We start from the raw sequence: 12,893 nt of genomic DNA on the forward strand, positions 1-12,893 counted from the left end.
TGAAATTCGCGTCGCTCGATGCTGACACGCACGCATGGAGAGCGTGCTTGCGTCTGGTTACGACATGCTGCCTTGCTGGGCGGGAAGATCGATGCGTGCCCACGGATTGGCTGCCCAATGCCGCTTTTCAAATGCATCGATCTGGTCGGACTGCCGCAGTGTCATCTGGACCATGTCGAGACCGTCCAGGAACATGCGTTTTTGCCTGGGCGGGATCGAGAACGCGTGGCGCTCGCCCGAGGCGGTCACGACAACTTCGTTCTCGACGTCGATCGACAACTGTTTGGTCTCCGCATGAGCGAGTTCGGCGACGAGTGCATCGACTATTTCCGGCGCGAGCGTCACGAGCAGCAGGCGATTGTTGCCGGCGTTGAAGTAGAAGATCTCGCCATAGCTCGGAGCGATGACCGCTTCGATACCGGCTTGTTGCAGCCCCCACACGGCGTGTTCGCGGCTCGAGCCACAGCCGAAATTCGAACCGGCGATGAGAATACGTGCGTCGCGATATTCCGGGCGATTCAGCACGAACGTCTCGCGCTGCTGACCGCGGTCGTCGTAGCGCAGGTCGTAAAGCAGTCCACGCGCGAGCCCCGACTTGTCGATGCCGAACAGAAACTGCTTCGGCATGATCTGGTCGGTATCAAGATTGTTGATCGGCAACGGTGCTGCGGTGCCCTGAATGAGACGGCGATCAGCCATGTACAAGCTCCTTGCGAATGTCGACGATATGACCCGCGATCGCGGCGGCAGCGGCCATTGCGGGACTCATCAGGTGCGTCTTGCTGCCACGGCCCTGGCGGCCTTCGAAGTTGCGATTGGTCGTCGAAGCGCAGCGCTCGCCCGGCGCCAGGACGTCGTCGTTCATCGCGAGGCACATCGAACAGCCGGGCTGGCGCCACTCGAAGCCCGCGTCGATCAGGGTCTGCGCAACGCCTTCGCGCTCCGCCTGGTCGCGGACCATGCCGGAACCAGGAACGACCATGGCGCGAACCGATGCCGCGACCTTGCGTCCCCGCACCATAGCCGCAGCCGCTCGCAGATCTTCAATGCGCGCGTTCGTGCACGAGCCAATGAACACGCGATCGATTGGCGTGCCCTCGATGCTTGCGCCGGACGGCAGCGCGATGTAGTCGAGTGCCTTGAGCGCGGTTGCTGCGTCGATGCCCGCTGCTGTGTCGACTTCGGGAATGTGCCCGTCGACGGGAATCGCCTGGTCCGGACTCGTGCCCCACGTAACATACGGCGCGATTTGCGATGCATCGACATGATGTTCGACATCGAAGAGTGCATCGGGGTCCGAGCGCAGCGAGCGCCATGCGGCCGTCGCGCTATCGAGCGTCGCCGTATCCAGATCGCGCACGCGGGCCCGCACGTAGTCGATCGTCGTGTCGTCCGGTGCAATCAACGCAGCGCGCGCGCCGGCTTCGACCGTCATGTTGCACAGGGTCATTCGCGCCTCGGCAGAAAGCGAAGCGATCGTCGATCCCGCATATTCGAGCGCGAAGCCGCGGGCGCCTTGTGCGCCGATACGGGCAATGATGTGCAGTACCAGGTCCTTCGACGTGGTGCCAGGCGGCAGTTCGCCGTCGACGGTGATCCGCATGTCGTTCGCCACGCGATAGACGAGCGTTTGCGTCGCGAGTACGTGTTCGACTTCGGAGGTGCCGATCCCGAAACCGAGTGCGCCGAGCGCGCCGTAAGTCGTCGTGTGGCTATCGCCGCACAGTACGACCATGCCAGGCCGGATCAGTCCGATTTCCGGTGCGACGACGTGCTCGATCCCCTGCGCCGGATCGTTCACGTCGAACAGGTGGATGCCTTGCGTGACGCAGTTGCGTGTGAAATTCGCGGCTTGCTTTGATGCGTCGACGATGTCGATCGTGCGGGCGGCAACCGGCACCGCACGCGTCGGGATGACGTGGTCGACAATCCCCATCTGCTGCCGTGGCCGGCGCACGAGGAGGTCTTTCTCAGCGAGTCCGGCGAACGCCTGCGGACTCGTGTACTCGTTCATGATATGCAGGTCCGCATACAGCAGCACATGCTGTTCGTCGAGGCGGTCGACCGTATGTGACGCGACGAGCTTTTGATAGAAGGTGTGCGGCATGGACTCCTCTGGCCGGTTGAATCTGAAGCGTGGGGCGCGGTCATGATCGACCGATAAGCGGGAGTCTAATTCGCCAATTCCGTTATAGAATTCAGTAGAATCTAAACTACTCTTAAATTGAATTTATCAATGGATGCGGTTTCGGATCTCGAGTTTTTCGTCAAACTCGTCAAACATGGCAGCCTGTCGGCGCTCGCGCGGGACATTGGGGTCACGCCGCCCGCGGTGAGCGCGCGTCTTGCGCAGATGGAGCGGCGCCTCGGTGTGCGGCTACTGAACCGGACTACCCGGCGGCTCAGCATGACGCACGAGGGCGAGCAATACCTGACGACGGGGTCGAAGCTGCTGTCTGCGTTACAGGAACTCGACCGGACCATTTCGAGCAGCAGAGCGACGCCAAAGGGGCTGCTGCGCGTGAATGCGACGTTCGGCTTTGGCCGCCGTCACATCGCCCCGGCCATCGCAGCGTTTCATCGTCAGTATCCCGACGTCGAGGTACAACTCGAGTTGACGGATCGCCCGCTGAATCTCGCCGAAGCGGCGTTTGACGTCGGCGTGCGGTTCGGCGAGATTCCTGATTCGAGGTTGATCGCACGCAAGGTCGCGACGAACCGCCGGATGGTCTGTGCGTCACCGATCTACGTGCGCGCGAAAGGCGAACCGGATACGCCGCGCGATCTGCAGCGGCATCAATGCATCGTACTCAGGGAAAATGACACGGCCTACGGCACCTGGCATTTCAGCAAGGGGAAGCGCCACGAGACGGTCAAGGTGCACGGTGTGCTGAGCAGCAATGATGGCGAAGCGACGCTCGTCTGGGCGCTTGACGGACAGGGCATCCTGATGCGTTCGGAGTGGGATGCGACCACCTATCTGCAGTCTGGCCGTCTCAAGCAGTTGCTGCCCGACTGGTCGTTGCCGCCAGCAGATATCTATGCTGTATATCCAGAGCGGCTCAATCTGACGGCGAAGGTGACGGCGTTCGTCGAGTTTCTCGAAGGCTTTCTCGGGAAGGGGCCGGGAGCGGGCTGAGATGGCGGAAAAGCCGGTGGTTTTCCGCTCACCTGCGATTTGCACCGCAACCCGGAACACGTCGGTCGAGCCGGCTGGCAATGGACATTTTGCCGTGCGTCTAGTCGGCGTCGTCGACGCGCTTCCAGAATTCGAACGCAGCGGCGCATACGTTGAGCGGCGCGCCCGTCGCGACCAGCAGCAGCGCATGTTGACACCGTGTGCGATCGCACCGTGTTTGGTAAGCGCAGGGCTCGTCCGCACTTATGCGAGTTTCCGCACGGTGGTATGTTTCGTGCACGAAACGCGTAATATTTAAAAGTTGCAGTGTGCAACTGAATTAAAGTAGCCGAATGGGAGAACAGCATGTCGAAGGCACCGTATCCAAGACTGGAGCATTTGAACTTTCGCCTCGATGTACTGAGCGAGTTGGCCAAGGGCGTGGCGTCTGGCCTTTACGAAGCCGAATGTGACGTAACCCTTCGCGACCTGCGCGTGCTGCGTTTCGTCGATATGCAGCCGGGCATTTCCCTCGGCCCGCTGATTGAGCTGACATACCTTGAAAAGACGCTGGTTTCGAAGCTGGTCACCACACTAGCTAATCGCGGCTTGCTGACGCGCTCTACCGGCACGACGGATGCACGTGTCATCAACCTGAACTTGACCAGGAAAGGCAAGGCGATCGTCCGCAAGTGCGATCGGATCGGCAAGATCTTCGACGAACAGCTCCTGTCCGTTTTGTCAGCCGAGGAAAAGCGCGTGCTTTTTGACTGCATCAACAAGCTGACGGAACACGTTGAGGAGGGCGGCGAATGGACGCGCCCGTCGACACGGCGCAAACGCACAGCCTGAATCGAAACGCCAGGGTGAGAATAGGCTGCGCCAGGGCGGGCAGACGATCGGCGGGTGGCGGATGCCGGTTGCTGCGCGATCCGCAACTGCCCGCGTTCAGATTGCCTGTACTGAAAGCCGATAGCGAATGGTGCGCGGCTCTTCAACAAGAAACCTTAGTCCAGAACGGGCCGCGAGTGGGTGGCTGGCAGGCGGGACCACGACGCGTCCGAGATCAAAGAAACTGTTAGCCGGCTCGACGCCAAGTGCGAAGTTCCTCCCGCACCACGGCGCGTTTGTCCGGCCGCCGTTGCTAATCCAAAGCAAAGCATCTGGAAGCTCTTCGACATTCCAGTCAAGCAGAACGTCGGCGCCGCTGGCTGCGTACCTCAAAACAAAGGGCGGTTGGCAACCTGCAATCTGCAAGATTTCTTCAGTTGCCACCGTGAGGGGCAGCAGAGTCACATCCAGAGATCCGGTTCCGGTTGGAAGTGCACTGAGCGATGTGGCCGTGCGGTCCGGCAAAACTTTTGACACCCCTGGCTCTACAGGGGCCGGGTAACTATGAGTTGCCTGATGAGGACATCCGAGGACTTCAACTCCCTCGAGCGGGACATCGAATGTCGGGTGATGGGCCACTGGCAAGACGACCTCCCGCCGAACGCGGACCGTCAGCGAGACGTCTAGAATCGGTGCATCGGGATTGGCTTTGATGACACGCTCGAGACTCTCGATCTCGCCGTTTTCCGGGTAATCAATTCGAAGACGGAGCATGTCCGAAGTCTGCTCCACCAGTTGCCAAAGATGGTTGGATCCATAGCCGTGATTCCAGTCGTCGGAGGAATTCAGTAGCTCAAAACCTTGCGGCAGGCCACTGGGGCAATGGACGGTTCCAAACGGAAGGCATGGCCACTCTCCGCGCATCGCTCGCATAAGTCCAGGCCACCGCGCATCGTCGCCCCACGGTGCGACATGTAGCGGCGATATGCTTTGACCTCCACCCAGTTCAAAGCGGACGGGCCCAAGCATTCCGCCCAGCGCCTGGATCGTTGCTTCACCATGCGCCCAATTCAATGTCCGACGGGTCATTGCATTCATTGGCTTTTCCTCCGGCAGTTCCCACCAGACTGACCTACGGACCGTCGATATGGGGCGTCGTCGGATTCCGTTGCGTCGAATCGCATGGCCGACGGATCCGCAGGGGCTTCATTGGAAGGATATCTCCAACGAAAAGAAAGCCCGCGCTAACGGCGGGCTAAATCCACATCTTGCAGACGTGGAGGAGACGTTCATAAAGGCGACCTCATATCCCACGAATGACGTTGCATAACCGACTGATTTTTGCCAGGCGGTTGCGAACTCGTACCTATTTGGTCTTCGCTGCAGCGGCGACCTTGCGCACCCCCTCTTGCGGGTCATCATTCGAGTTCATGAAGTTCGTCACGACATCGGTAATCGCGCCCTGGGTGGCCGACGACTGAACATCACCAAAAGCGAATGACGGAAGAAACGTATTGGATTTGATTGTGGACTGTTCATCTGCGAATGATTTCTTGGCGCAGGCGTCGAACTTGCCCATGGGAACATCCTGCCGGACAGGAATGGAACCCTTGTAGAGACTGAACTGTTCCTGGAAATCGACGGACATGATCGTTTTGGCAAGCGCAAGCTGACCAGGCGTCGCTTCTTTTTTGCCGTTTTGCTGGAAAAACACGAACGAGTCTACTGTGTAGGTGAAGGCATTCGAAGTACCAGGCGCAGCCGCACAGATATAGTCAACGTCAGCCTTCTTGTTCGCATTCGCGAACTCGCCTTTCGCCCAGTCCCCCATGAACTGCATACCACCCGATCCGTTGATGACCATGGCAGTCGCGAGATTCCAGTCGCGACCGGTGGAGCCTTTGTCGAAGTAACCCTGAATCTTTCGGACAATCTGGAACACCTGCAACATCTGCGGCGAAGTCAGTGCTTTCTGGTCGAGATCAATCAAGGCCTTGCGATAAAAATCCGCGCCCTGAGAAAGTACAACCGTCTCCCAGATGGTCATGTCTTGCCAAGGCTGGCCACCACGCGCGACTGGCGTAATGCCCGCAGCCCGAAACTTGTCGGCTAGCGCGAAGAACTCGGGCCATGTCGTCGGCGGCTTACCGCCCACTTTATCGAGGTCGGCTTTGTTGATCCACAACCAGTTGATTCGGTGCACCGAGAATGGTGCGGCCACATAGTGGCCTTTTGACATCATGGTCTTGTTGATCTGCGCTGGAAGTTGGGCTTTCCAATCGGTGGCGGACTTGTCTATATCGACCAACACGCCTTGATCAGCCCAGTCCTGTATCAACGGCCCCTTGATCTGCGCAGCCGACGGTGCGTTACCGGACATGATCTGTGTCTTCAACGCCGTCATGGCAGCCGCACCCGCGCCTCCGGCTACGGCGAAGTCTTTCCACTCGTAACCCTGCTTATTCATGTCGTCCTTCAGCACTCTGATTGCCTTCGATTCGCCACCCGAGGTCCACCAGTGCAACACAGAAAGTGATTCGGCAGCACTGGCGACCTGTGCGCCCGTGGCGAGCGCCGCTGCGACAATCGCGCCCGACATGAGTGTTCTTTTCATTGCTGTCTCCGTTAGTTTTGTTTATGAATCACCAGGCAGGCGCACGCCACGATGGCGTGCGTCAGGGTAGCGCTCACAGATCGAAACCGAGTTGAGCTTTACCGAGAGGCGTCAGATCTTCGGCGGTAGCCCGTCCGACAAAGTCGACTTCGAAGTGGTCAGTAGGGAAGTCGGGCGGGCTCTTGCCTTCAAGGAAGCTGGGCAATTGGCGCCTGAGGTATTCATCGTTTTTGGCACAAGCGGGCGCCGACGGGATATACATCACGTTGCTGTAGCCTGCACCGTGGTGCGCGTCTTCCACTGCGTGGATCACGTCGCTGTGCCAGAACACAGTGTCGCCCGCCTGCATGTGGGGAATCGATGACAGCGCGTCGAACAACGGCGCATGAAATTCCGGCTTGATGGAGAGCGCGCGACCAGGCATCGCCCCGCACAAGTCATCGTCGGCGACATCGTCCTGAAGCGCGCGCAACAGAATATAGGCCATCGAGTTCGCAATGGGCACGAGCTGCAGGGTGCCGTCGCCGGGGCCTTGCGGCGTCAACGCGGTCCATCCCTGAAACGTGCGGAACATCGAACACACTGCGGGCGACGCGATCTCTTCGACGTCGGGCCGGAATGCGGCGTCGAACGGATCGTATTGACGCCAGTTGCCATCGAACACATGCCGGTACACCTTGCGGAAGTTACCTTCGATCCACCGCTCGACCGAGCCGCCGTCGCAATGCGCGGACAAGCCCAATGACTCGGAACCAGGCGGCCGTCGACGCATCCGGTCCGCGTAAACCGGCACTCGCTCTGGATCGAAATGGACCCGGCCTTCACTCTCATTGCGCCACAACTGGTTCAGAAACACACGGGCCGCCGTCAGCGACGGCGCCTGCCGCGCGAGGACCTGCGGCTTTGACCAGTACACGCCGTAAATCTGTGGCTTGCTCGACGCGAGCTGGCCAAAGTATTTGTCCTCGGCGCGGTTCTGCAGACGCGTATCCAGATCGTTGCGTTCGACGTAGTCCGCGATGTCGCGGTCCCACCCTTCCACCAGAGTGCGGTCGAACACATTGCGGATCACACATGCACCACGCGTTTTGACGAGGTCGATCTGCTCTGCGCTCACGCGCTGCTCCGCGATGTCAGAGAACTGGATTTCGGGGATCACGTTTTCGCCGCGACTGCGTTGCGCGGCAATTCTGCTGGCTTCGGCGCGGATCGTTTCATCCACCTCGGCGAAAACATCACGATAGTTCGGAAGTCGTGCGCGAAGCTCCTGTTTGGCCTGCCGGATGGCTGCCGGCAGATCGTCGATGATGAGTGCCATGGTCGTCTCCTTGTGGGTTCTGCTATGTCCGAAGCATAGGCTGACCGCACCCACAAAAGTGATACCATCCAGACAATTTCTTTGCGCCTTCTGCCATGAAACCAGCGTACGAACATGTCGAATTTGGCGACGACTGCTCGGTTAGGGTTTACCACCGGCGTCTGCCGCGCATTCCGTTTGAATGGCACCATCATCCGGAATACGAACTGACCCTGACGCTGAACAGTCACGGCAAGCGCTATATCGGAGATTCGATTGCAGACTATGTAGACGAGGACCTGGTTCTCGTGCCGCCGAATCTTCCTCATACCTGGGCGTCGAACCGCTCGATTGACTCGGCATCTCCTCAGGTTGCAATCGTGATCTGGTTCGGCGGCGACTGGGCGCGTCGGCTTGCGGATGTCTGCCCGGAATATGCGCCTTTGCGTAATCTGTTACGCCGGGCGGCCTGCGGGCTCGCGTTCAGTCCGGAGGTCGGCGCCGCGATGCACACTCAGGTCGACGATCTGCTGTCCAGCGCCCCGCGAGAACGCCTTGCCGTAGCGCTAAACGTTTTGTGCGCGCTAGCGGAAGCGCCTGGTGAGCCGCTCGCTTCGCCTACTGCGTTTAGCGACCGGACGGAGGGTCCTTCAGGCCACGAACCGGAACGTATAAATCGCGTGCTCTCGATGATCGATTTACGCTTCGCTGAACCGCTGCGTCTATCCGAACTTTGCGACGCTGCAAATGTGTCGGAGCGTTCTCTGGCCCGCTACTTCGAGCAGCACATTGGAGAGAGCGTTGGGCGATATATCGCGCGGGTCAGGATTGGACATGCCTGCCGGATGCTCGCGCACACTTCCATCCCGGTTTCCGTCGTTGCAGCCCGCTCTGGATTTCCGAACGTCGCTAACTTCAACCGACAGTTCAAGGCGTTGAAGGAACTCACGCCCGCCGCTTACCGCAAACAGTTCACGGCCGGCGATATTGCCGAAACAGACGCCAGTCCGCAGATCAACGAACGCTCACCTTCATTGCAACGCAACCCGCGACTACCGAAATCAATCGCGTAACGCAGACAAGCGGCCCTAGGCGCGGGATTGAAGCTGGCCGCATTGGAATGTCTTCTCGTCGGGTAAGCGGTCTTGCCGGGGAAGACGCCCAACATGTCGTGCATCACAAGCACTTGCCCCGAACAGTCCGGACCAGCCCCGATACCGATGGTTGGGATAGCCAGCAACTCCGTCACCTCGCTCCCGACAGAAGTCGGAATGGCCTGAAGAAGGAGAAGAGATGCACCTGCTGCCTGCAGGGCGACGGCATCAGCTTTCAATTGTTCCACGTCTTCTGCTTTTTTCCCCTGTACCTTAAAGCCCCCGAGTCGATGCACGGACTGCGGCGTGAGGCCCAGATGAGCGAAAACGGGTACGCCACGCTCAGTGAGAAATCTTACGGTATCGATCAGCCAGGCGCGCCTCTCGAGTTTGACCATCTGCGCACCTGCTTGGATCAGTTTCACGGCATTGTCGAATGCAGATTCCGGAGTCGCATAGGTACCGAAAGGCATGTCAACTTTTAGCAGCCGTTGGACCTAACTTCATGACTGGCTGCTCCGGGTCGGGAGTGTGAGTTCCCTGACAGTGAGACCTGACATTCGCGGCCATCGGTGTGCGAACGGTAGGAAAGCGGCCTATAGCCTCCTCACCGACGCCGTCACGTCAATGTAGGCAATGGCCGATGACGGAGCGTTCGTCTTCGACAATCGCATGGTCGACGTCATTGATGTAGTGGCTATGTTCCATAGAGATCGCCAGAATTTGCACGATTCGAACGATTGCCTCGTCCAGCCGCTGGTGATATCAGTCAGCGTGAGGGTGCAGACGAACTCACGGTCTATTTTCGAGGCGCCGCGGTGTCCGACCATGTCGATCTCGAAGAAGCCCAAGTAGGTCCGACTCCCCGAATTTGCCGTGCTGGACCGCCTCATCGACAGACTCGCCGCCGAAGGCCGTACGCAGATCTGCCCTGGACGCTGCCAGCCCCGGCGTTGGACGGCCGGACGTTTGACTTCGAGCGGGCGACGTCAGGCCGGCACCTGCCCGGGCGGACCGTCAAGGATACGGAGCTTGTCGCCAATGTCAGGAATATTGCGGCCGCCCGAGCGGAATTCGTTGTCAAGTCGATGCGCGGTTGCGCGACATTGCATAAGCGTCTCATGCAGTCGGGGGTCGGCCTGAAGGGCGGTCACCACCCTTTCCAGCTCAGACGGGGACTCACTCAGAAGGGCAGGAACGACCTCTTCTGGTGGTATCAGAGAGCCGTTACTTAGAATCTGTGCGGTCCAGTCGCATCCGTACAGAAGCGCGCGTCGCTCGGCTCTCTGCGCTTCTTCCTGGTCCAGTGTGGCAAGGCTGTGCCGGTTCCTGTGAAGGGAAGTGCGCCAGGTTGTGAGGATGTCAGCGCGCAGTCTTTCAATTGCGTCACCGAGCGGCGCGTTCTGCCCACCCGCCGCGAGGCGGCGTTCATCGAGTCGGTCGACGTAGTCCCGATATCCTTCCAGGAACGATTGCCAGTTCAGCGGTAGTTCGGTCGTCTGCGAGAACGAGAGGCTAAGCTCACCAAGCTCGTTGCTGATTTCGTGAAGGGACTGGGCGTCGGCAAGACGTGCTTCATAGACCTCATGAGCCGTCACCATCTGGCGGTGCAGGGGAAACAGGGGATTGCTGTAGCGTCGCTGCAGATGTCGCTCGGCAGCGCCAGGATGGGCGCTCCATTTCCAGTTCGATAGCGATTTCGCATCAAAGTCGACCTTGTCTATCATCGCTCGGAATACTGCCAGCGCCTCCTCGGTTGCATGGCCAAAGCAGTCAGCGAGCTTGTAATCATTGCCTTGCAGACTGGCGCTCTCATTCCCTCCGGCATAAGGGGATTCAGGTGCAAGTCGGAGGAAGCCGGTGGCCAGAAAGAATTCCATCGGTAGCTCTACCGACAGGCTCTCGAGCCGGAACGTGCGCGCCTCGGAGGAAATCCCTTCGATAGAATGCGCGAGGCGGCTTTCGAAGTCGAGGAGCGCATCAATCCTGTCACCGGACGACGGTTGCGCTTCCTCAGCGAACAGGCAGAAGGACTCGCGTACCATTCGTGCCGCGATCGGGCCGTGCTTCTCGGCAAAGAGCCAGAACCAGAGGGCAAGTTGATATCCACGAACTCCGTTTCGCAGGACCGGTTCGACATCTGGCGCGAATATGATTCCAGGTGCAGCCCACCCTGAAAACGGTGCTGCATCGCTGGCGAGGTACATGTCCAGAAGCTGCTTTATCGACTGATTCGTATCGCTGGGCCAGCTTTGCGTCCCATCTTGCCGCTTCCCGGTCTTCCAGAGTCTCCAAGCCATCCTGAACCTCGCAAAGGGATGTGGTATACGCCTCGGCACCGATACTTGCACACTCGGGCGGGGCCGTAAACCGACGGCTGCTCCTTGTTCTTCTGGGACAGTTCGAAGCAGTCCTGGCGGCGCGTGTGAGGCCTGTAGGGGGAACGGCAATATCCGCAAATGCGACACCGATCACTGATCTGGTGCCGCCAAAAGCAAGGCTTTCTCCGCCCGCTCCCTGGGCGAAAGGACAAGGCGCGCGAGTTAAGGAGCAGCAAGATGGGTTGCCTGGAGCGTCCGAATCGGGTCGCGCCGTTGCGAAGCACGGCGCCGCTCGTGTGTACGGTCCGTGCTATCGGCTGGCTCTGGCGCAGCGATACGGTCGCCGGAGGGAATGACCGTTTCCGGTTGTTCGGTCCAGCCGCACAAATCTCCATGCGACCGATTGGAACCGTGCCACGACGGCCCTACGCCCGGCTAGGCACGCGCTGCACCATCGCGTAAAGCCCGGACATCTGCAAGCCCTTCTTGAGCGCGTAGTTCGGGTCGTATTGATTGGAGTAACCTCACCAGTCGAAGCATGCATGCGGGTTCGTCGGCCCTGGCGCAGACGACGCAATCGTGTCGGGATACACGACGACCAGTTTGTTCGTATCGGCCCATTCGTTGATGCCGGCCTCGGTGACCATCTCAAGCGGATTGACGACCTGGTCTTGCGTGCCGGACCAGAGGTAGACGGGCTGTCCACGCAGGCTCGTCGCCGGGTCGTTCGAACGTCGGCTCCGCCCCTAGGTAACGGACCTTCCCCGACGATCGCACTCGTCGCGCTTAGGCCGGTCCAGCGGGCCGTGACTGATTCTTGCCTGGTTCGAGTCACTTGCCTTCGAAACATGGACCAATTGGCGCTCTCGGCCGCAATGTCACGCATGCGGTCGCTTGTAAGAAAAATTATTTGTCGCGCAATGGAATAGTTGCGCGCTGGTTATGTTTACGTATGGCGACGCATCCTGGTCGCGGCCGGCCAGCAGTGCCGACCGTGTGCTACCTCATCAATCACGAGATCGCCTTGATTCACACAACGATTCAACCTGCCTGGGTCCGCATCACACACTGGATTAATGCGCTCGCTGTCGTATTGATGGTGACAAGCGGCTGGCAGATCTATGACGCCTCGCCGATCTTTCCAGCTTTACAGTTTCCTTCCACCATCACATTGGGCGGCTGGCTCGGCGGGGCCTTGCAATGGCATTTCGCGATCATGTGGATGCTGGTCGCGAATTTCCTCATCTACGTCGGGCTGAATATCGCTTCGGGACGTCTGCGCCGGAAACTGCTGCCGGTCAGCTTCAAGTCGCTTGCAACCGATCTCGTCGCCGCACTGCGCGGCACGCTCGCGCATGAGGACCTCACACGCTACAACGCGGTACAGAAATTCGCCTATCTGGTCGTCATCGTCGATATCGCGCTCGTGATCCTGTCGGGGCTGGCGATATGGAAGTCGGTGCAGTTCCCGCTGCTGCGCACGCTGATGGGCGGGTACGACAACGCGCGTGTCGTGCATTTCGTTGCCATGAGCGTGCTGGTTGCGTTCTTCGTCGTGCATGTCGTCATGGTTGCGCTGGTGCCGCGCTCGCTGCTTCTGATGATTCGCGGACGGTGA

General features: G+C 59.5%; 10 protein-coding genes and 1 pseudogene. 4 read left to right on the plus strand and 7 right to left on the minus strand.

Translation table 11 applies throughout. The features are described 5' to 3' along the window. Positions 1-57: 57 nt before the first annotated feature. Positions 58-699, minus strand: a complete 642-nt coding sequence (gene leuD, locus P0D80_RS28365) for a 3-isopropylmalate dehydratase small subunit (protein WP_408288376.1) — start codon at positions 697-699, stop codon at positions 58-60. Further along, the gene (gene leuC, locus P0D80_RS28370; RefSeq protein WP_408288379.1) at positions 692-2,107 is read right to left on the minus strand and encodes a 3-isopropylmalate dehydratase large subunit; all 1,416 of its coding nucleotides are present in this window, start codon (positions 2,105-2,107) and stop codon (positions 692-694) included. Before leuC ends, leuD begins: the two co-directional genes overlap by 8 nt. A 129-nt stretch (positions 2,108-2,236) precedes the next feature. Here leuC and P0D80_RS28375 point away from each other — a divergent pair, with 129 nt between their 5' ends. Further along, complete coding sequence (locus P0D80_RS28375; RefSeq protein WP_408288382.1) at positions 2,237-3,139, plus strand: LysR family transcriptional regulator; 903 nt, start codon at positions 2,237-2,239, stop codon at positions 3,137-3,139. A 345-nt stretch (positions 3,140-3,484) separates the two neighbouring features. Continuing rightward, positions 3,485-3,970 carry a MarR family winged helix-turn-helix transcriptional regulator gene (locus P0D80_RS28380; protein ID WP_408288385.1) on the plus strand — a complete coding sequence of 162 codons (486 nt, stop codon included), beginning with the start codon at positions 3,485-3,487 and terminating at the stop codon, positions 3,968-3,970. Positions 3,971-4,066: 96 nt separating this feature from the next. Here the strand turns inward: P0D80_RS28380 and P0D80_RS28385 are convergent, their stop codons facing one another. The 3 genes from P0D80_RS28385 to P0D80_RS28395 form a co-directional block, all read right to left on the minus strand. After that, the gene (locus P0D80_RS28385) at positions 4,067-5,047 is read right to left on the minus strand and encodes an aldose epimerase family protein (protein ID WP_408288388.1); all 981 of its coding nucleotides are present in this window, start codon (positions 5,045-5,047) and stop codon (positions 4,067-4,069) included. Between the two features lie 268 nt (positions 5,048-5,315). Continuing rightward, positions 5,316-6,563: an ABC transporter substrate-binding protein gene (locus P0D80_RS28390; protein WP_408288391.1), complete on the minus strand. Its 1,248-nt coding sequence runs from the start codon at positions 6,561-6,563 to the stop codon at positions 5,316-5,318. 73 nt (positions 6,564-6,636) lie between these two features. Next, positions 6,637-7,881, minus strand: a complete 1,245-nt coding sequence (locus tag P0D80_RS28395) for a DUF1479 domain-containing protein (RefSeq protein ID WP_408288394.1) — start codon at positions 7,879-7,881, stop codon at positions 6,637-6,639. Between the two features lie 95 nt (positions 7,882-7,976). Here P0D80_RS28395 and P0D80_RS28400 point away from each other — a divergent pair, with 95 nt between their 5' ends. Further along, positions 7,977-8,933 (plus strand): helix-turn-helix domain-containing protein, encoded by a 957-nt coding sequence (locus P0D80_RS28400; protein ID WP_408179719.1) that lies wholly within the window; start codon positions 7,977-7,979, stop codon positions 8,931-8,933. Positions 8,934-8,965: 32 nt separating this feature from the next. Here the strand turns inward: P0D80_RS28400 and P0D80_RS28405 are convergent. Together P0D80_RS28405 and P0D80_RS28410 are read right to left on the minus strand one after the other, a co-directional pair. Continuing rightward, positions 8,966-9,442, minus strand: a pseudogene (locus P0D80_RS28405) (3-methyl-2-oxobutanoate hydroxymethyltransferase); the annotation flags it as partial. Positions 9,443-9,943: 501 nt separating this feature from the next. Further along, positions 9,944-11,161, minus strand: coding sequence for a tryptophan leader peptide (locus tag P0D80_RS28410; RefSeq protein ID WP_408288398.1), 1,218 nt, complete (start codon positions 11,159-11,161; stop codon positions 9,944-9,946). Positions 11,162-12,299: 1,138 nt separating this feature from the next. On the opposite strand from P0D80_RS28410, the gene P0D80_RS28415 reads away from it, so the two are divergent. Beyond that, on the plus strand, positions 12,300-12,893 hold the full coding sequence (locus tag P0D80_RS28415) for a cytochrome b/b6 domain-containing protein (protein ID WP_408288403.1): 594 nt from the start codon (positions 12,300-12,302) through the stop codon (positions 12,891-12,893).

This window comes from Paraburkholderia sp. RL17-373-BIF-A (assembly GCF_046030175.1).
In the GTDB taxonomy this organism is placed as follows: domain Bacteria; phylum Pseudomonadota; class Gammaproteobacteria; order Burkholderiales; family Burkholderiaceae; genus Paraburkholderia.

What these genes read in the sequence shown, in the direction of transcription:
- P0D80_RS28385 (WP_408288388.1), bottom strand. Translation starts at nt 5,047, where the DNA reads ATGAATGCAATGACCCGTCGGACATTGAATTGGGCGCATGGTGAAGCA.
- P0D80_RS28390 (WP_408288391.1), bottom strand. Translation starts at nt 6,563, where the DNA reads ATGAAAAGAACACTCATGTCGGGCGCGATTGTCGCAGCGGCGCTCGCC.
- leuC (WP_408288379.1), bottom strand. Translation starts at nt 2,107, where the DNA reads ATGCCGCACACCTTCTATCAAAAGCTCGTCGCGTCACATACGGTCGAC.
- P0D80_RS28375 (WP_408288382.1), top strand. Translation starts at nt 2,237, where the DNA reads ATGGATGCGGTTTCGGATCTCGAGTTTTTCGTCAAACTCGTCAAACAT.
- P0D80_RS28380 (WP_408288385.1), top strand. Translation starts at nt 3,485, where the DNA reads ATGTCGAAGGCACCGTATCCAAGACTGGAGCATTTGAACTTTCGCCTC.
- leuD (WP_408288376.1), bottom strand. Translation starts at nt 699, where the DNA reads ATGGCTGATCGCCGTCTCATTCAGGGCACCGCAGCACCGTTGCCGATC.
- P0D80_RS28400 (WP_408179719.1), top strand. Translation starts at nt 7,977, where the DNA reads ATGAAACCAGCGTACGAACATGTCGAATTTGGCGACGACTGCTCGGTT.
- P0D80_RS28395 (WP_408288394.1), bottom strand. Translation starts at nt 7,881, where the DNA reads ATGGCACTCATCATCGACGATCTGCCGGCAGCCATCCGGCAGGCCAAA.
- P0D80_RS28410 (WP_408288398.1), bottom strand. Translation starts at nt 11,161, where the DNA reads ATGTACCTCGCCAGCGATGCAGCACCGTTTTCAGGGTGGGCTGCACCT.